This is a genomic window from Streptomyces sp. NPDC093586 (genome assembly GCF_044764905.1).
Taxonomy (GTDB): domain Bacteria; phylum Actinomycetota; class Actinomycetes; order Streptomycetales; family Streptomycetaceae; genus Streptomyces.
In genome coordinates this window covers 73,407-91,516 of record NZ_JBIWJA010000033.1, presented here as the reverse complement: position 1 = coordinate 91,516, position 18,110 = coordinate 73,407, and the positions used below count along the sequence as shown (strand labels likewise).

Annotated in this window: 11 protein-coding genes and 4 pseudogenes; 6 read left to right on the top strand and 9 right to left on the bottom strand. The window is 72.4% G+C overall.

The annotated features are described in order from the left end of the window. Positions 1 to 170 (top strand): annotated as a pseudogene (locus tag ACIRFH_RS28150) (RNA polymerase subunit sigma-24); the annotation flags it as partial. A gap of 171 nt (positions 171 to 341) precedes the next feature. On the opposite strand, the gene ACIRFH_RS28145 reads toward ACIRFH_RS28150, so the two are convergent. The 4 genes from ACIRFH_RS28145 to ACIRFH_RS28130 form a co-directional block, all read right to left on the bottom strand. Then, on the bottom strand, positions 342 to 1,523 hold the full coding sequence (locus ACIRFH_RS28145; RefSeq protein ID WP_403526551.1) for a substrate-binding domain-containing protein: 1,182 nt from the start codon (positions 1,521 to 1,523) through the stop codon (positions 342 to 344). A gap of 180 nt (positions 1,524 to 1,703) precedes the next feature. Further along, positions 1,704 to 4,685, bottom strand: coding sequence for a GH59 galactosidase (locus ACIRFH_RS28140; protein ID WP_403526548.1), 2,982 nt, complete (start codon positions 4,683 to 4,685; stop codon positions 1,704 to 1,706). 209 nt (positions 4,686 to 4,894) lie between these two features. Further along, entirely contained in the window at positions 4,895 to 5,569 is a 675-nt protein-coding gene (locus ACIRFH_RS28135; RefSeq protein ID WP_403526545.1) for a hypothetical protein, read from the bottom strand. A gap of 198 nt (positions 5,570 to 5,767) precedes the next feature. Continuing rightward, positions 5,768 to 6,457, bottom strand: a complete 690-nt coding sequence (locus ACIRFH_RS28130; RefSeq protein ID WP_403526542.1) for a hypothetical protein — start codon at positions 6,455 to 6,457, stop codon at positions 5,768 to 5,770. Positions 6,458 to 6,713: 256 nt separating this feature from the next. Here ACIRFH_RS28130 and ACIRFH_RS28125 point away from each other — a divergent pair, with 256 nt between their 5' ends. Further along, positions 6,714 to 6,926: a hypothetical protein gene (locus tag ACIRFH_RS28125; RefSeq protein ID WP_403526539.1), complete on the top strand. Its 213-nt coding sequence runs from the start codon at positions 6,714 to 6,716 to the stop codon at positions 6,924 to 6,926. 359 nt (positions 6,927 to 7,285) lie between these two features. Further along, complete coding sequence (locus tag ACIRFH_RS28120) at positions 7,286 to 8,251, top strand: XRE family transcriptional regulator (RefSeq protein WP_403526536.1); 966 nt, start codon at positions 7,286 to 7,288, stop codon at positions 8,249 to 8,251. A 291-nt stretch (positions 8,252 to 8,542) separates the two neighbouring features. Here ACIRFH_RS28120 and ACIRFH_RS28115 read toward each other — a convergent pair whose 3' ends face one another. Beyond that, positions 8,543 to 9,265, bottom strand: coding sequence for a VOC family protein (locus tag ACIRFH_RS28115; protein ID WP_403526533.1), 723 nt, complete (start codon positions 9,263 to 9,265; stop codon positions 8,543 to 8,545). A 685-nt stretch (positions 9,266 to 9,950) separates the two neighbouring features. On the opposite strand from ACIRFH_RS28115, the pseudogene ACIRFH_RS28110 reads away from it, so the two are divergent. Further along, positions 9,951 to 11,009, top strand: a pseudogene (locus ACIRFH_RS28110) (MFS transporter); the annotation flags it as partial. On the opposite strand, the pseudogene ACIRFH_RS28105 reads toward ACIRFH_RS28110, so the two are convergent. The 3 genes and pseudogenes from ACIRFH_RS28105 to ACIRFH_RS28095 all read right to left on the bottom strand — a co-directional run. Continuing rightward, positions 10,982 to 12,958, bottom strand: a pseudogene (locus ACIRFH_RS28105) (MMPL family transporter); the annotation flags it as partial. The pseudogenes ACIRFH_RS28110 and ACIRFH_RS28105 overlap by 28 nt on opposite strands. Before the next feature lie 355 nt (positions 12,959 to 13,313). Next, a pseudogene (locus ACIRFH_RS28100) lies at positions 13,314 to 13,444 on the bottom strand (oxidoreductase); the annotation flags it as partial. A gap of 123 nt (positions 13,445 to 13,567) precedes the next feature. Continuing rightward, complete coding sequence (locus tag ACIRFH_RS28095; protein ID WP_403526530.1) at positions 13,568 to 14,158, bottom strand: TetR/AcrR family transcriptional regulator; 591 nt, start codon at positions 14,156 to 14,158, stop codon at positions 13,568 to 13,570. 123 nt (positions 14,159 to 14,281) lie between these two features. Here ACIRFH_RS28095 and ACIRFH_RS28090 point away from each other — a divergent pair, with 123 nt between their 5' ends. Continuing rightward, complete coding sequence (locus ACIRFH_RS28090) at positions 14,282 to 15,628, top strand: erythromycin esterase family protein (protein WP_403526527.1); 1,347 nt, start codon at positions 14,282 to 14,284, stop codon at positions 15,626 to 15,628. A 35-nt stretch (positions 15,629 to 15,663) separates the two neighbouring features. Here ACIRFH_RS28090 and ACIRFH_RS28085 read toward each other — a convergent pair whose 3' ends face one another. After that, complete coding sequence (locus ACIRFH_RS28085; RefSeq protein WP_403526524.1) at positions 15,664 to 16,002, bottom strand: hypothetical protein; 339 nt, start codon at positions 16,000 to 16,002, stop codon at positions 15,664 to 15,666. Between the two features lie 249 nt (positions 16,003 to 16,251). Here ACIRFH_RS28085 and ACIRFH_RS28080 point away from each other — a divergent pair, with 249 nt between their 5' ends. Then, positions 16,252 to 17,754 carry a carboxylesterase/lipase family protein gene (locus tag ACIRFH_RS28080; protein WP_403526522.1) on the top strand — a complete coding sequence of 501 codons (1,503 nt, stop codon included), beginning with the start codon at positions 16,252 to 16,254 and terminating at the stop codon, positions 17,752 to 17,754. Positions 17,755 to 18,110 lie beyond the last annotated feature (356 nt).

Genomic DNA, 18,110 nt, shown 5'->3' with positions numbered 1-18,110 from the left:
AGATCAACGGCGGGCCGGGCATGGTGTTCAGCGGGCCGGACCGGGTGATCGCCACCGTCACCTTCGACTTCGACGCCGAGGGCCGCATCACCGCCGTCCACAACGTGGCCAACCCGGACAAACTCCAGGCCGTCGCCGACGGCACCGCCCACGACGTCAGGACGCGGTGAGCGTCGCCACCGCACGCTGACGCCGGGCGCCGGGGCGGGCACCGTCCCCCGGCGCCGGCCTCCTTCCAGGCCGTTCGAGCGGCCTCGGTCCGGACACACGAGGGTGAGCGGGCCGCAGGACGGGCATGGACGCCTCGCGTGCCTCCGCGGCGGCGGTACGGACGAGACGGGTCATGTGGTCGGCGTCGCCGGCGGGACTCGTCCCGGCTCTCCTTTCTTCGTACGGCCCGAGCGCCTGGGCAGGGCCGGCACCGGCACACTGCCGCAGGATTCCCGGACCACGACGTCGGGCCAGAGTTCGACGCGGTGGACGGGCCACTCCTGGCCGACATCGGCCAGCCTGGTCAGCGCCAGTTCGGCGGCGATCCTGCCGAGGCGGTGCTTCTGCGGCCTGATCGCGGTCAGCGGCGGGTCGGAGGCGGCACCGATCTCGTCGTCGTACGTCACGACGGCCAGGTCGTCCGGGACGGTGACACCCAGCTCCCGGCCCCGCTCGATCAGGCCGATGGCCTCCCGGTCCGAGTGGACGAACAGGGCACGGACGTCCAGCTCGCGGCACCGTTCGAGGACGGACGTGTACGCGTCCGTCCATCCCGCCGTCCCGTACGAGGGCACCTCCATGTCGAGGCCCCGGTGCGAGGGAAGTCCCAGCGCCGCCACCGAGTCCTGCCATCCGGCGCGCAGCGCCCTGCTCGTCGGGCTCCGGCGGGTGGTGATCAGCGCGATCCGCTGGTGTCCGAGGGCGACGAGATGGCGTACGGCCAGGCCGGCGCCGATCGCGTGAGCGGTCGTGGCGGCGTCCAGTGCGAAGGTGACGAGTTCCTGGGGAGGGCGGCGCTCGACGAGGACGACCGGAAGGGTGAGCGAGCGGAGCCGGCGCAGCAGTTCCAGGGCCGCGTCCCCGGTCGTCGCGGGGGCTACCAGCAGTGCCTGCACCCCTCGCTCCAGCAGGGCGTCGATCTGCCGCCGGTCCTCGGCCGGGTCGTCCCAGCGGGAGGCACGCATGATCAGCCGGCCGTCGGCGGCGGCCACGGCCGTGTGGGCGCCCTGGATGACGGGAGGCCAGTAGTAGTCCACCGAGGGCACCACCATGCCCACCAGCGCGCGGGTCGCCATCGGACCGTAGGTGCCGGGTACCGGCTCTCTCGCCTGCCGGCTCCGGGGGGCACGGTGGGGCAGGGCGATGCCGCCGTGCACGCGCTGCACGAGACCGCGGTCGGCGAGCCGGGTGACGTCCCTGCGCACCGTCACCGCCGTGACGCCGAGTTGCCCGGCCAGGTCCGCGAGCCGCACCATGCCGTGCTTGCGCACCGCGGCGAGGATCCGTTCCTGGCGTTCCGCTGCCAACGGCATCGTTCGTGACCCTTCTGGAGCTGATGCCTGACCGCGATGTGCGGGGCTCATCACCGTATCGTTCTCGATCGAAAGACCGACAGTGATCGTTCGATGCGTGCCTGCGGCGGCGGCCGCCGGTTCGCCGGCGGCCGCCGCGGTTCGTGTTCCGCGTCCGTCGGTGACGGTCTGCGGGGCCGCCTACCGGGTTGTGGCGTCCTTGCGGACCAGCCGCGCTCGGGCGTCGTCGAGCCGGTGCGCGATCTGTCCGGCGCCGAGGGTGTCGAGGCCCTTCTGGCCGCGCAGGGCGGTCCTGGCGGCCGAGGACGCGGAGTCGAACAGGGCCCACGAGTCGGGCGTGTGGTCGGCCTCCTCGAGGGCCCCGGCCTCGTCCAGGGCGCGCCGGACCGGCGTCGTGTCCACCGGGCCGTCCACGTCTCCGGAGATCGCGTGGAAGGCGTCGAGCACGATCTTCCCGGACTTCAGGACGAACCGTGCCGTGTGGGGGCGGTCGGGCAGGCCGCGCAGCGCGTACGTCGCCCGGCGCTTGCCGGAGGCGGCCGTCTTCGCGTCCTTCGCGACCGGCTTGCCGTCGACGTAGACGTCGAGCACGGCACTGCCGTCGTTGCCGCCGATGACGTCGATGCCCGTGCCGGTGAAGGGGACGTCGAAGGACGCGCCGGCGCTCTGGCTCGTGGAGGTCGACCGGTACCAGTCCATCGCGTCGCCGTAGGCGCTCTTCCTGCTCCAGGTGCCGTCGTAGGCGACCGAGCCGTCCATGTCGTCCAACTGGGCCTCCGCGTACGGCGTGTACCCGTCGACCTTCTCGACCTTCAGGTTGTCGAACGCCGTCCGGTGGAAGTCGGTGCCGAGTTTGACGCGGCCTTCGGTCTCCGGGGTGGGGTCCTGGTACGTGTGGACGGCTCGTCCGTCGATGAAGGCCGTGATCGAGGCGCCCTTGGCCTCGAGGGCGAGGCGGTAGGTGCCGGAGGGGGCGACGGTCCCCTTCTCGACCGCCGTGCCGTACTCGGAGAACGTCCACGTGCCGTCCGGGCCGATGCGGACGGAGTAGGCGGCGTCGCTCGCCGCCATGCCCTTCTGCTGGCGGACGCCCAGGGTCGCGAGCCCGCCGTCCGGGTCGGTGAACGTGACGTCCACCGTGGCCCTGTAGTTCTCCCAGCGGAAGTCACCGACGGTGGTGTTCGGCGTGTTCCGGTTCCAGGCGTGGGTGTCCTTCATCGACTGGTCCATGTACTGGTACAGCACGTTGTTCCCGTGCGTGTCCCTGCCGACCTCCCAGGCGCCGGTCTGGTCGACCATGTAGCGCGGCTGGTTGCCGCGCGAGGTCAGGTAGGGCTGGGACGTCGTACGGGCGCCGTCGGCCGTTCCGACCCGGACCCTGCCCTCCTCCTCGTAGCCGAAGTCGTCGGCGTACAGGACGCGGTCCCGGGTGTCGTGCTTCTTGCCGGTCGCGTCGGTGTCCAGCACGGTGCGCTGCCCTGGCCTCGGCAGCCGCTGCCTCGTCTCCTCGTCGCCGCTCCTGTCCAGCGTCGTGAAGGTCACGACGGACCGGGGATCGACGGTGTACGTGGAGAAACCGTCGGTGCCGGGCCGGATCTCGTCGACGAGATGCTTGAGGTTCGCGTCGTAGGCCTGGCCCGCGTCCGGTCCGCGGGTCTCCCAGACCTCCATGGCGGGATCGCCGAGCCGCATGTGCACGGCTTTGATCCGGTACGTCTTCGGCTGGTCGCTGTCGTTGACGACGACCGTCGAGAAGTCCTTCCTGCCGGGATCGGCGAGCGTCATGTAGCTCGGGGCCCCGTTCGAACCGTCGAGGTTCTCCGTGCCGTTCACGCCGCTGTGACTGGCTTCCGGCACGGTGCGCCAGATGCCCGCCGTGTTGGTGTCGTTCTCCCAGCCGGTCTTCGCGAACTGGGTGAAGTGCTGCATCACGTACAGGGCCGCGTCGTAGTGGAGGTGGCCCGACCAGGGGTCGCGGGCACTGACCAGCTCCTTGTGGCTGTACTGCGCGCCCTCGTAGAAGGAGCCGATCGCCGGCTGGAAGATGTAGTGCGTCCTCTTGGAGGCGGCGTAACTCTTCACCAGACGGTTGGCGAGGTCGAGCGAGCTCTGGACGCCGCCGATGCCGGTGCTCGCTCCGTTCGGGCCCTCGGTGTTGTTGACCCGGTACTCGGTGTAGCCGAACGAGGCGGTTCCCTCGCTGTACCAGACCTCCTTGTCCTGGGCGTACTTGTTCTCGCCGGTCGCCAGCCGGGTGTAGGGCAGGTACGTGTCGCTGCCCGCGGCGCCCTCGCGGCGGTCCTCGGTGGTGTAGTGGTAGCCCACCGCGTCGACGGCGCCGAAGAGTTCCGCGTCGCCGAGCACGGCCGGCCCGATGTCGAGGGTGTTGTTCTCGTCCGAGGCGACGATCTTGATGTCGTGGTACGCCTTGGCGGCCTTGTCCCGCCGGCCGGCGGGGATGCCGTAGCGCGGGTCCGAGAAGTCGGTGTCGGTGACGACCGCCTTCTTGTACCACTTGACGAAGGCCTCGTCGGGATCCCGGGTCTCGTTGGTGTCCGGGTCGACGTAGTCGACCATGTACCCGTACTTCTGGTAGGCGTCGAGGATCGTCTCCTTGTACCACTTGTACATGTCGTCGGAGCCGGTTCCCTTGTCCCACTCCTTCTGGACCCACTCGGGCATGGTCCACCGCAGGATCGACACCTTGAGGTCCGCGTTGACCGTCTTGGCGTCGGCGGCCAGCTGGAAGCCGGGGGAACGGGAGGCGTCGGCGAGTTCGTCCGGGGTGCGCATGGTCGCCGGGTCGGCGCCGGTCGAGGTGTTCGCGTCCGACCCCATCTCGATCTTCACGTGGTTGATCAGCGGGTTCTTCCCGCCGAAGAGAATCCTGATGAGCTGCCAGTACCGTGCGGGGTGTTCGGCCTTGTAGTCCATCAGCAGGTTGCTGGTGCTGTTGCAGCTCAGCAGCCCCAGGCCCTTGTAGGTGAGGCCGTTGACGTTGTCGGCGCGTATGTCGTTCCCGTCGAGCACGATCTCGACGGGGTCGTCCGCGGGGGCGGCGGGGGCGGCGGGGGCGGCGGGGGCGGCGGCCAGCCCTGTCCCCAGTGCCAAGGCGGTGGTCGCGGCCAGCGACGCCCATCTGGTTCTTCTGCGCACGCGCATGCGGCTTCCTCTCCTCCCAGTCGGTGGTCCGGATCACTCGGGAGACGGTGAGTGAGCGGCGGTTGTTCCGGTGGGATGCGGCCGGAACACGCTGGGTCAGGAATAGGGTCCGGGCGCGTGCGATCACCAGTCCGGAAACCCAAGACGAAGCGAATCAATCAGGATCGATCATGGATGTGAGGGGTTTTGCGACAGAACGCCCGCACGGATCAGCGGAGATCGATCAGCCGGTGCAGCGGGGTTCCGCGCGCCCACCGCCTCAGCAGTGTGCCGTCCATCAGGCGGGTGTCCCCGCTCGCCCGCGCCCACCGGACGTCGCGGAGGGTGAACGTGCCGCGGTGCACGATCAGCCGGAGGCGCGGCGGACGGTCGCCGCGGGATGCCCGGGTGAGCGGTGGGTCCTCGTCCGGGAGCGGCTCGGCGACGGGGCGGAAAGCGACCTCCAGCCGGTGCCCGCGCTCGTGGCGGGCCCGCACCCGTGGCCGGACACCGTCGTCGGCCGCCCGCCGTACGGTCCAGCCGTCCCGGCGGAGCATGCGGCACACGGCCAGCGCGAGGCCGTCGACGTCCAACTCCGCGATCTCCTCCGGCGTGTAGTACCCGCGGCGGCGCCGGACCAGAGGCCGGCGGCGTCCGACGACCACCGCCGTGACGACCGCCACGAGGGTGATCAGGGCCAGCAGCGCCGCCGGGCCGTGGAAGCGGTAGGCCACGACGAGACCGGTGAACGCGCCGCACGCCGTGAGGACCGTTCCGGCCAGCGCGGGCAGCACCTCGCGCAGTTCGGGGCCGTACGTCCCCCGGGCCCTCGGCAGGCGCGCCCTCCGCCGCCGCCGGGCCCTCCTCGTCTCCTGTCCGCCGGTTCCCGGACGGCACCATGTCACCGGGCCAGCTCCCCCCAACCCTCGGCACACGCGCGTGGACGAGACATACCCGTGGCGGGAGGGAGCATCCCCGCGGGGGATGACTTTCGGACAGGCCTTCCCGACGGGCACGGCCGGGTGCGGCCCGGGAGGCGCAACGCCCGGCCGTTCCAGCGAGCGCCCTGTCGGCGGTCGGGAGACGGTGAAGACTATGAACCGTCACCGACGCCCGTCCCGGCGTGCCCCGTGGATCGCGGGCGGCGCCGCCGTGCTCGTCCTCGGCGGTGTCGGCGTGTGGGCGTGGGTGGGACAGGACGACGGTACGCCGGGTCCGTCGCCGTCGGCCTCGGCCGACCTCTCCCTGCCGACGTTGGCGCCGCTGCCGTCTCCGACGTCGACGCCCGAGACGTCGAGCACGGCGCGACCGAGGCCGTCCCGCGCCATGAGCCCTGCCCCGACGACGTCGGCCGGCCTCCGGCCACCGGCGCCGCCGAGCGGGCGGTCGTCACGTCCCCGGAGCACCGCCGCCCCGACGGCCGCGCGGACGCCCGGAGCGATACCCCATGCCTCCGTGGCGCCCTCACGGCCCGGGACGGCCCCGCGGCGGGAACCGACGCCGTCGCATCCTCGGGCCACCGCCACCGCCACCGCCCCGACGACCGGGCGGCCGCCCCGGGCGACACCCAACCGCTCCACGGCGCCCTCGCGGGCCGGGACCGCCCCGCGGCCGGAGCCGACGCCACCGCGTCCCCGGACCACCGCCACCGCCCCGACGACCGGGCGGACACCGAAGACCACCCCCAGGCCCTCCGCGCCACCGTCCTCCCGGACGAAGACGCCGTCCAAGCCCTCGGCACCACCGCCCACCCGGACCGAGACGTCCCCCAGGCCCTCCGCGCCAGCACCCACCCGGAGTACGGCGGCCCCCAAGCCCTCGGCACCACCACCCACCCGGACCAAGACACCTCCCAAGCCCTCCGCGCCGGCACCCACCCGGAGTACGGCGGCCCCCAAGCCCTCCGCACCACCACCCACCCGGACCAAGACACCTCCCAAGCCCTCCGCGCCGGCACCCACCCGGAGTACGGCAACACGGCGGCCGGAGTCCACACGGTCCGGAGCACCGGTCACCCGCGCACCGTCGCCGAAGCGCACTCCCTCCCCTGTGGCGACACCTGGCGACGGCAGGACAGCGACCACCACGTGGTACACGTCCTCGGCCGCGGTGGCCGCCGCCCGGCGGATGGCCGCTGAGGGAGTGGTGGGCGACCCCGCCTGCTCCATGGCCGCCGTCGGACGACCGGACCCGGACCTGCTCCCCCGGACCGGCCGTATCGGCATCGGGCAGAGCGGCGACTACACCTGCTTCATCGCCTGAGGCCGGAAGCCGACACCTGCGTCTCCCCGAGGTGGATGTCGACCCGGGACAGGACAGGGCTTGTCCGGCGCCGCGACGGACAGGCTCGTGCTCGCTGGTGGAGCGGACGAATCCGCTCCACCAGCGCCCCCCGTCCCCCTCTTCATGCGGTCGGTGGCCGTCCGGCCCGCTCTCCCACGGGCCTCGGGCGTCACAAAGACTGCCGCCCGTCGGCGGGCTGAGACAACGGTCGACGGCTGTCCCGGACAGCGAAGGAGTGTCCGGGCTGGTCAGGGCCCTGCCCTCACCATGTTCCGGACAGCCTGACATGGCGGAATGGGCCATTGCCCCTTCCGCGTCGACGCAGCAGGATGACCTTCATGGGGAACCTGGGGGAGTTGTCGCCGTACGAGGCGAAAGACGCCGCGGACTTCGTCGAGTCGATGCGACAGCTCAAGGCGCTTTCCGGGCGAACGTACCGTGAGCTGGAGGAGCAGGCCGCACGGAACGGCGACGTGCTGGCGCGCAGCACTCTGGCCGACGTCCTCGGACGGGCGAACCTGCCGCGGCCCGATCTGCTGGCCGCGTTCGTCCGTGCCTGCGGGGACGGCCGGCGGGTCGGTGCGTGGCTGGACGCGAGGGAGCGGATCGCCGCCGGCGTCCCCGCCTCGTCCGCGGCGGCGCCGGGCCCCGGGTCGGACTCCGGGCCGGACGCCGGGCCGGACTCCGGGCCGGACTCCGGGAACGTCACGGACGAGGCCTCGCCGCGGACCGGGGAATCCGCGGCCCCGCGGCCTCGCCGGAGCAGGGGACGCACAGCCGTGCTCGTCGCCGCGCTCATGCTCCCGCTGCTCGCCGTGGCCGCCTGGGGACTGTTCCCCCGCGGCTCCGACGGTCCAAAGACCGCCACCGACGGCTGGGTCACCGTCCGTCCCGTCCGCACTCCCGACCTGTGTCTGACCGACGGACGGGACCGGAAGGGCGCCTACGCCAGCGCCGTCGCCGTCCAGCTGCCCTGTGCGCGGAGCACCGTGCCGCGCACGTACCTCGAACCGGTCGGCGAGGGCCTCTACCGCATCCAGTGGCACCACCCGGAGGAAGGAAGGGGGTGCCTGACGGTGATGAGTTCGGGTCCGGTGAGGGGCATGCTCGAACCCCGGAACGACTGCACCCACGCGACCCTCTTCCGCCTGGAGGCCGGCCCCGCCGAGGGTGTCCGGATCCGTCCGGCCACCAGCAGCCGGTGCATCGGCATCGCCGACGACCTCACCACCGAGGGCGCGGAGGCGGTCGAGGAACGCTGCACCGGCGAGGCGGATCAGCGGTTCCTCGTCCGGGCGGACTGACCGCACGGGGACGGGCCGCGATGGCCGGCCGGGGATCGCTCCGAGGCATCTGACACACGGCACCGGATCGCCCGACGGACGGCATCCTCGGCGTGGGCGGCCTGGGTGGCGGCGCGCCGGTCCGTGCCGGGCTGCCGCCGGCCGACGAGCCGGTAGAGCCCGGCCGGGACGACGAGGCCGATGCCGTGGACGGACAGCGCGGGCAGGGTTGCGGCCACCATGTTCCTGCGTTTGGACAGCATCCCAGTGGGAGGGGGCCGCCACCTCACGCACGGCACCCCGCGCGGGCCGCTACCGAGGCCTCTGTACGAAGAACTCGTTGCCGTCGGGGTCGAGCAGCAGCGCCCGGCCACTGCCGTCCTCCCCGGTGCCGGTGCGCGTCGCGCCGAGCGAGACCAGGCGGTCGATCTCCGCCCCCCAGTCGGCGCCGGCGGGGACCGCCAGCTCGAAGCACAGCCTGTTCGTGCCCGTCTTCGGCGCCACCGGAGGGCCACCCCATGTGATCTTCGTACCGCCGCTCGGTGACTGGATCGCGGTCTCCTGGTCCTGGTCCCAGACCAGCGGCCACCGCAGTGCCTCGCTCCAGAAGTAGCCGACCTCCTGCGTACCGTCGCAGGCGAGCGCTCCGATGAAGCCGGTGCCGGCGAGGAACTTGTTGCCCGGCTCGATGACACAGAACTCGTTGCCGTCCGGGTCGGCGAGCACCACGTGTCCGTCTTCGGGGAGTTGGCCCACGTCGATGTGCTCGCCGCCGAGTTCCAGCGCTCTGGCCACCGTCCGCCGCTGGTCCTCCGGGGAGGTGCTCGTCAGGTCGAAGTGCGCCCGGTTCCGGCCGGTCCTCGGCTCCTGGCCGGGCAGGAAACGGATGCGGAACCCGGCGTCGTCAGGGGGCAGGATCGCGACGTCGGCGTCCGGCCCGCCGGCCGGCTCCCAGCCCAGGACGCCGGACCAGAACCGCGCCAGGTCCGAGGGGCGGGTCGCATGGAAGCAGATCGCGAACAGTCGACTGGTCATACCCCGTGCGTCTCCTCTTCCTGACGGCCGGCGCGGGGCCTCTGTCTCCTGTCCCGCGCGCGCAGCCTAGAGGTGGCGCCCGGCGTCCGCATCCGAGTTTCCGCCGCGGGGAGCCCGGCCACTCTCCGGTCCCGCCCGGGCCGCTGCGGCCTCGGCCACGAGCGTGCGCCTGTGCCTGCGCAGGGCCAGTGTGTCGTCCCCGGTGGCCTCGGGGTCTCGCCGCGGTCGACGGCCGCCGTGGTCCGCGTCGCTTCGGTGAAGCCGTCAAGTCCCGTTCCCGTGGCCGGTCCGCGCAGCTGCCCGGCCATCGCCGCACGCGCACGTCCATGACGTCTCCCCTCTGATGCGCCGACGCCGCGACTCTGCAGGCGGTGTGCCACTCGTCCGCCGGGGCGTCCGGTCGCCGCTCGGGTCACCGAGCTCCCGGTCGAGCCCCGACCCGGGTCGGCTTGTAGTGCGCGGGCACCAGGGCGGGTGAGTAGCTGCTCCGGGCGCACCGGGCGAAGACGGCTGCGCGGCACGATGTCCGGCGGGACGCCCGAGGGGAGTGGGGGAGGCGCGCGCACCCCGCGCATCTCCCTTCCTCCCATGGTGTCTGGAGTGATCAGCAGGTGGTGGCTTCTCTGTGGTCGGGTGCCCTCGTGCTGGACGAGCGCCCGTGAAAACGACGTCTGTATCCGCAACCGTGGTGCCCCCGGTCCGTATCGGATGGCCGTCGATCGCCGCTCTCGGCATCCTGACGCTCGCCCTCGGCACCCTGCAGTCGGTGGTGGAGCCCGCGCTCCCGCTGCTGCAACGTGAGCTGGGAGTCAGCTCCGGCGAAGGGGCCCTGATCGGCAACGCGTTGCTCGTCACCGGCGCGGTCATCACTCCCGTCGCGGGCAAACTCGGCGACCGCTACGGCGGAAAGCGGGTGCTGGTCCGGCTGATGGCCGTGGTCGCGGCCGGTGGTCCGACGGCAAGCCTGGCACCGAACCTGCCGGTGCTGCTGCTCGGTCAGGTACTGCAGGGCGTCATGGTCGGGGCGCTGCCCCTCTCCTTCGTCCTGGTGCGCGAACACCTCACGGCAGGAGAGTCGCAGGCGGCGATCGGACTGGTCGTCGCGCTGTTCACGGGCGGCGGCATGGTGGGCATGCTGTTCGCCGGTCCGATCGCGGAAGGACTGTCCTGGCAGTGGATGTTCGCGCTGCCGACGATCGCGATCATCGCGGCGACACTGGCCGTGGCGTGGCTGATGCCGCACGATGCGCCGATCTCGTCGGAGGACGGGATCGACTGGCCGGGCACGGTTCTGCTGAGCGGCGCGTTGCTCGCGTTCATGCTCGGGCTCGTGACGGTGACGGGGGACGGCGGAGTGCCGCCGCTCGCGGTCGGTGCCCTCGCGGTGGCCGTGGCCGCCCTCGCGACGGGGTGGGTCGTCGTCGAACGCCGGGCAGCCTCGCCGATGGTCGACCTGCGGATGCCGGCACGGCCCGCGATGTGGAGCGCGTGTCTGCTCACCTTCGTCATCACCACCGGTTCCGGAATGGTGCTCTTCCTCCTTCCGCAGTTGTTCGCGATAGCGGCCGACGGGTACGGCTTCGGAGCCGGCACCACCGACATCGGACTGTTTCTGCTGCCCGGCGCCATCGCCGGGGCGGTGAGCGATTCGGTCGGCGGGGTCGCGGCGCGGCGTTTCGGTCCGCGTGCCGTGGTCGTCGTGGGCACCGTCGTCACGGCGTCCACGCTGACCATGATGATCGCCGCCGCGGCCACGACACGTCCGCTGTGCCGGAAACCGCCGACGACCGCTTCGCCGGGGGACGCGCCGTGGACGTATGCCTCCCGCATCCGGGTGAGGAGGAAGACCTCGTAGTCCATGGCGAGGCCGAAGACTATCCCGATGACGAGGATCGGCATCAGCGACATGACCGGTCCGGTCTGCTCGATGCCGAGCAGGTCCGCCCTCCAGCCCCATTGGAAGACGGCGACGAGGACACCGAAGGCGGCCCCCACCGACAGCAGGAAGCCGAGCGCGGCCTTGACCGGGACCAGGACCGAGCGGAAGACCACCGTCAGCAGGAGCACCGCCAGGCCGATGACCACGGTCAGATAGGGGATGAGGGCGTCGGACATGGCTTCGGAGATGTCGATGTTCATCGCGGTGGTGCCGGTCACCAGGACGGTGGCGCCCGTGCCGGTCCCGACGCCGGAGACCGCGCCCCGGATCGCGTGCACCAGGTCCTTGGTCTCGCCGCTGTTCGGCGCGGTCCGCGGGACGGCGGTGAGGACGGCCGTGTCCTCGGTCCGGCTGAGAACCGGATCACCGACCGACGCGACCCCGTCCACTCCCCGTACGGTCTTGGCGACCAGGTCCGCGGTGGCCCGGGGGTCCCCGGAGTCAGGCATGTCCACGACCACGGTCAACGGGCCGTCGAAGCCGGGGCCGAAGCCTTCCGACAGCAGGTCGTAGGCGCGGCGCTGGGTGGTCTGGACCGACTTGGACTCGTCTCCGGGCAGCCCGAGTCCGAGGCTCAGCGCCGGTAGGGCGACGGCGCCGAGCCCCAGTACGGCGGTCATCAGCACGGCCCCCGGCCGGCGCAGCACGAACCGCGCCCAGCGGGTGCCGAGCCCGGGCCGGTCGCCCGCGGTGGCCACCGGACGCCGGTGTTCGCTTCCCGGCCGGGTGGCCTTGCGGACGGCGCGGGACAGTACCCGCCAGCCGAAGAAACCGAACAGCGCGGGAACCAGCGTCAGTGCGACCAGCACGGCGAGGGCCACGGCGCCCGCACCGCCCAGGCCCATTCTGGTGAGTTCGGGGATCCCGACGACCCCCAGCCCGGCCAGGGCGATGACGACGGTGGCGCCGGCGAAGACGACGGCGGATCCGGCCGTGCCCACCGCCCGGCCGACGGCCTCCTCCGGCTCACTGCCCCGGGCGCGCTCGTCGCGGAAGCGGGAGGTGATGAAGAGGGCGTAGTCGATGCCGACCGCCAGCCCCAGCATCAGTGCCGGGATGGCGACGGTGGACGTCAGGCCCAGGGGGACGGCCAGCGCGGAGACCAGGCCGAAGGAGATGGCCACGCCCGCGAGGGCGGTCAGCAGCGACAGTCCGGCCGCGACCAGCGACCCGAGGGCGAGGACCAGTACCACCGCCGCAACCGCCACGCCGACGAACTCCGTCGTACCGCCCGGTTCCTCCTCCGAGTCCAGGGCCGAGCCGCCGATCTCCACGGTCAGCCCCGCGTCCCGGGCCTGGCTCGCGGCGCCCTCGAGGGCGCTCCTCGCCGGCTCGGTCAGGTCCACGGCGCCCACGGTGTAGGTGACCGTGGAGTAGGCGATGGTGCCGTCCTCGCTGACAGCGCCGGTCTCATAGGGGTCGGTGGTCGACGCGACCTGATCGCCCCCGTCCAGTGAGCCGAGCGTGTCCTCGACGGCCGCCTTGTGCTTCCCGGCCGTCACCCGCTGCCCGACCGGGGCCCGGAACACCAAGCGGGCCTCGGCACCCTGGGAGTCGCTCTGCGGGAAGCGTTCGTCCAGCAGGTCGAACGCCTTCTGCGACTCGGTGCCGGGCATGGAGAGGTCTTCCTCCTCCCCGGCCGGCGCCATGGCGGCGGCGGTGACGGCCAGTACCAGGACGCCCAGCCACAGACCGCCCACGAGCCGGCGCCGCCGGAAGGCCCACCGTCCGATCCGGTAAAGAAAAGTCGCCACCTGCTGATCACTCCAGACACCGTCGGGCAAGGGGAATGCGCGAGACCCCGCGCGCCTCCCACACTCCCCTCCGGCGCCCTGGCGGGCATCGTCCCCCGCGGCCGTCCTGGCCTGGTGCACCCGGACCAGCCGCTCACCCGCCCTGGTGCCTGCGCACTACAAGCCGACCCGGGCCGGGGCGCGGCTCGACCGGGAGCCCGGCGACCTGAGCGGCAACCGGACCACCCCGCCCCCTCCAGCGGACGAGCGGCATACCACCTTCCCCATGGTGAGGGTGGTGGCCGCGTCGCGGGCCGGGCCCGGATGGGCTCGTCGACGGTGCCCGCCGGAACTCGGGCTCCGCGCCCGCTCCCGCTCGGTCGCCTGCCCTCACGGAACGCCGCCTCCAGGGGCAAGGCCGTACTTGACGTGACCGGCCCGCGAGCCGAGCACCCGGGAACGCGGTCCGAGCTGCGCGGTCGTCGCCGGCACGTACAGGTGAGAGCGGGCCCGTCGGCGCAGGACCGTGCCCTGTGCGGTGGGGCGGAGGTCTCGCTTGCAGCAGCACAGGGCTGCGGCGGGTCCGTATTCCCACTGGCACGTCGAGAAGAGACCGCCGGGCGTCCGCCGTCACTCGTGTGCGTCGACGATGCCGGTGAGGGCGCGTAGACCCGCGACGATCTCGGAGGCGCCGGGAGCCTGGCCGGGGTCGGTGAGCCACTGCGTCATCAGGCCGGTGAACAGGGCCATCTGCGCGGCGCCCAGGGTGCGGGCGGCGGCATCGCCGACCTCGTCCTCGGACGTGCCGAGCAGCAGCGCGGCCAGACCCTGACGGCCTTGGGCCTGACTGCCGGCGAGATAGCGACGCAGATCGTCGGAGTGTTCCGCCTGGAGCAGGGCTTCGAGCGTGGCCAGCCACAGCGTCCGGTCCTCCTGGAAGGACGTGATGATCGCGGCCCACATCGCCTCGTAGCGCGCGGCCGGGCTGCTTCCGGCCTCGCCGAAGGAGGCCAGCGTGCGGCCGATCCGTGTGCCCCACTCGTCGATCGCCTCGATGAGAGCGGCGTTCAGGAGCGCCTCGCGGGAGCCGAAGTGGTAACCGATGGCCGCCATGCTCACGCCGCCGGCGGCCGTCACGATGTCGCGCACCGTGGTCCGGGCCCAGCCCTTCTCCTCCAGGCAGCGCCTGGCCCCCGCCAGTAGATCCTCGCGATTTCCCATGCCCGGAACGCTACCCGATGCATTGCGCGAGAGCATGAGACGAAAGAATAAGACAATCGTCTTGCGCAAGCGCCCAAATCTTGGCTACCGTCGTGCCGTACCCACCCGGTCGAGGGAGAAGCCATGAGTCACGCCCGCCCCATCGGTCGCCGCCGTCTGCTCGGCCTGGCCACCGCCACCGCCACGGCTCTCGCTTCGGGGGCCCTCGGCACCGCCACCGCCACGGCGGTGGCTCCTTCGGCCGCCGGGCCGGTCGACGCCCTGAACCGCGGCGCGCGGCCCCTGAGCGACCTGAACGCACTCGGCCGCATGGTCGGCGACGCCCGCGTCGTGGGCCTGGGCGAGGCCAGCCACAGCGCCCACGAGTTCTTCACGCTCAAGCAGCGCCTCTTCCGCCACCTCGTCGCCGCCAAGGGCTTCACCACCTTCGTCCTGGAGGCGAGTTGGAGCACCGGCCTGCGCCTGGACGCCTATGTCACGCGCGGCATCGGCGATCCAGCTCAGATCATGCGGGACGAGTTCCAGGGCCAGTACGTCTTCTGGAACACCCAGGAGTATCTCGACCTGATCCAGTGGATGCGCCGCCACAACCTCACCCACCCCGACCGGCCGCGACTGCGGTTCGTGGGCAACGACCTCGGCTACGCCGGACCCGACGCCTTCCCTCACGTCACCGGCTACCTCGCCGCGCACCGCCCGGACCTGGCCGAGCGCGTCGGCGGCCTCTACGCGGGACTGAAGCCGGCGGCCGGGACGCAGGCGGGGCCGTGGATGGCCGGCCAGTTGACCAAGGAACTCCCGGCGCGCCGAGCCGAGGCCGACCGGGCCGAGGCCGCCCTGGCCCTGCTCCGCGACCACGGCCGCCCCGGCGCCGCCGGCCGCGACGCCGAGCGGGCGCACACCTGGGCCGTGCAGAACGCCACCGCCATCGCCCAGAGCTTCACCGCCTACGCCTTCCCCGACGAGCAGTTCCCCGAGCGCATGCGCTACCGCGACCGGGCCATGGCCGCCAACACGGCCTGGTGGCTGCGGCACGAGGGCGGCCGCGTCCTGCTCGCCTCCAACAACGGCCACGTCGCCTACACCAGCGACAGCCCGGACGAGTTCCCGGAACCCGCCGGCGCCTTCCTGCGCTCACAACTCGGCCCGGACTACGTCAACATCGGCCTGACCTTCCACCAGGGCACCGTCAACGCCCTGCCCGACTTCACCGCCCAGCAGCCCAAGACGTACACCGTCGCACCGGCCCCGGAGGGCCACAACGAGTACACCCTCGACAAGCTCCGCCACCGCGACTTCAGCATCGACCTGCGCACCGCACCCCCGGCGGCCCGCGCCTGGCTCGCCACGGGCCGCCCCACCCGCTCCTACGGCCTGTACTGGTCGGCCGACGACCCGGTGACCGCCCTCGGCCGCTCGTACGACATCCTCGTCCACCTCCACCGGGTGGAAGCCGCCCACCTCCGGTGACTCGACCGGGCAGGACAGCCGGGCGCCGAAAGCAGTCAGCGACGACGGGCCCGCATGCCGCCCTCGTCCTGGACGTCGGGGACCTCGGCGAGCAGGTCGTACGGCCGGCCGTCCGGCGTCAGGGTGCCGGCGTTGTTCGGCGGCGGAACGGTCCCCGCGACCCCGCTTCTCCCTCCGGAACGCGGAGAGGCGGCGGTCCTGCTCGAAGCCGGGGCGGGAGAGCGGACCCGCCCCATTCCATCGCCCCCGGTGCGCGGGGCGTCCCGCCGATGGAGCCGGCGGGCGGCGTTGAGCCACGTTCCGACGTGTTCCTCTCCGAGCAGGGGCACGAGGACGTCGGCGGCCGCCGCTGTACGGTCCACACCGTCTGCCACGGCCTCCGCGGTACGGGCTCGCACCTCGGCCACCGGATGCCGGATCCGCCGACTACCGCGAACAGGTCCCGCCCACCGCGCTGGACGGAAACGTCGTGCCCCCGCCCGCGGGACCGGTGGCGGCGGGGATTGACATCACTGGTGCGTCAATCGACATGATCCTGGTGCTGGTCATCGGGTGCCGCGCGGTGCGAAGCTGAAGCCTCGCCCGCCCCGGCGGTCCGGTGTGCGCCGAGAGGCAATCCTCCGATGGAGCTCTTCGACACGGAGAACGGTACGGTCCGAGGTTTCCGGGCCTCTGCCGAAGTCGTCGCCGTCCTCGGCATCCCTTACGCCGCCCCGCCGTTCGGCGCCAACCGCTTCCGTGAACCCCTTCCGGCGCAGGCGTGGAGCGGAGTGCGGGACTGCACGGCCTTCGGACCGGTCGCCCCGCAGTCGGCAGAGCTGCCCGGCGCCCCCGTGTGGTCGCCCGGCGACGAGGACATCCTCACCGTCAACATCTGGACCGCCGCTCCCGGGGGCGGCGGTCTGCCCGTTCTGGTCTGGCTCCACGGTGGTGCCTACACGTTCGGATCCTCGGCCCAACCCGACTTCGACGGCACCGCGCTGGCCCGCGCCGGGCTCGTGGTGGTCACCCTCAACTACCGGCTGGGCTTCGAAGGCTTCGGCCATGTACCCGCCACGGAAGCAACCGCCCACCCTGACAACCGCGGTCTGCTCGATCAGGTAGCGGCCCTGCGCTGGGTCCGTGAGAACATCGCCGCCTTCGGCGGCGATCCCGGCAATGTCACGGTCGCCGGCCAGTCCTCCGGGGCCGCTTCGGTCGCCTGCCTGATGGTGATGGACCGCGCCCGCGGCCTGTTCCACCGTGCCATCGCCCACAGCCCCGCCAGCCCCTGCTACACGCTCGGCATCGCTGCGGCGACCACCCGCGAGATCGCTGCGGCAGCGGGCTGCCCCGCCACGGCCGAGGGCCTGACCTCCGCGACTCCCCAGGCCCTGGTCATCGCCTCCGACCGGGTCGTCGACGACTACCGGCGTGACCCCGCCTCCGGATCCCGCCCCTACGACCCCTCGCTCTACGCGCCCGTTCTTGACGGCGACGTCCTGCCCACCGACCCCCTCACCGGAATGGCATCCGGTGCGGCCCGGGAAGTGGACCTGCTGGTCTGCCACACCACGGAGGAGTACTGGCTGCTCGACGCGGTCGGCAGCAGCGCGAAGATCACCACCGACGAACAACTGGCTGACTTCGCCGAAGACTTCCGCCTCCCTGACGGCCTGGTGGCCGGCTATCGCGCCGCGACGCCCCACGCCCCGGTGCTCGACGTCCACCTCGCCGTCTTCGGGGATCTCCTGTTCGGCGAGTACAGCAACCGCCTCGTCGAACACCACGCCCGGGCCGGCGGCCGGGCGTTCCTCTCGCGCTTCGACCGCCGGCGCACCGGCCCGGACGGAGCCGTGCGGGCCTGGCACTGTGCGGACATCCCCTTCGTCTTCGGCAACCTCGACACCGACTGCCTGGCGTTCCTCATCGGCGGCGCACCCACACCGGCGGACCACGCACTGGCACGCCGCATGGTGCGTGCGTGGGCCGGCTTCGCCACCACCGGCGACCCGGGCTGGCCATCGGTCGACGGCCCCACCGCCCAGGCCAGGGTGTGGACCACCGACGACGGCCCGGCCGATGACAAGCCCGTCGCCGTCCGCGCCCTCTGGGCCAGGGCCGGCTTCCCGGTCCTGTGTCCGTGAACCAGGAACCTCCCCGGCGTCTCGAAGCACCGTCAGCGCACATCCGCCACGTCCCGTCCATGAGCTGCCCAGCGGCCGGCCGCCGCCGGTTCCGACACTGCCGGATTCAAGGGCTGCCACAGAACGTGTGCGGCTGAGCGTCCTGCTCGGCCATGGGGCACTTCGGTCGGCCATCGGCTGCTTCAGCCGCCCGGGGCAGTCGTCGAGTGGCCGGGAAGCCGCGCCCCGATCGACCCGTCGGCCGGCGCCGACGATACGGGTGACGGCGGATCGTCGTCGCCGTCCGATGTCGATCCGCCTGCACCGACACTCCCAACGAGTCGAGACGTATCGTCTTGTCGATCAGTCCGCCGTGC

What these genes read in the sequence shown, in the direction of transcription:
- ACIRFH_RS28080 (WP_403526522.1), top strand. Translation starts at nt 16,252, where the DNA reads ATGGAGCTCTTCGACACGGAGAACGGTACGGTCCGAGGTTTCCGGGCC.
- ACIRFH_RS28120 (WP_403526536.1), top strand. Translation starts at nt 7,286, where the DNA reads ATGGGGAACCTGGGGGAGTTGTCGCCGTACGAGGCGAAAGACGCCGCG.
- ACIRFH_RS28095 (WP_403526530.1), bottom strand. Translation starts at nt 14,158, where the DNA reads ATGGGAAATCGCGAGGATCTACTGGCGGGGGCCAGGCGCTGCCTGGAG.
- ACIRFH_RS28115 (WP_403526533.1), bottom strand. Translation starts at nt 9,265, where the DNA reads ATGACCAGTCGACTGTTCGCGATCTGCTTCCATGCGACCCGCCCCTCG.
- ACIRFH_RS28090 (WP_403526527.1), top strand. Translation starts at nt 14,282, where the DNA reads ATGAGTCACGCCCGCCCCATCGGTCGCCGCCGTCTGCTCGGCCTGGCC.
- ACIRFH_RS28140 (WP_403526548.1), bottom strand. Translation starts at nt 4,685, where the DNA reads ATGCGCGTGCGCAGAAGAACCAGATGGGCGTCGCTGGCCGCGACCACC.
- ACIRFH_RS28145 (WP_403526551.1), bottom strand. Translation starts at nt 1,523, where the DNA reads ATGCCGTTGGCAGCGGAACGCCAGGAACGGATCCTCGCCGCGGTGCGC.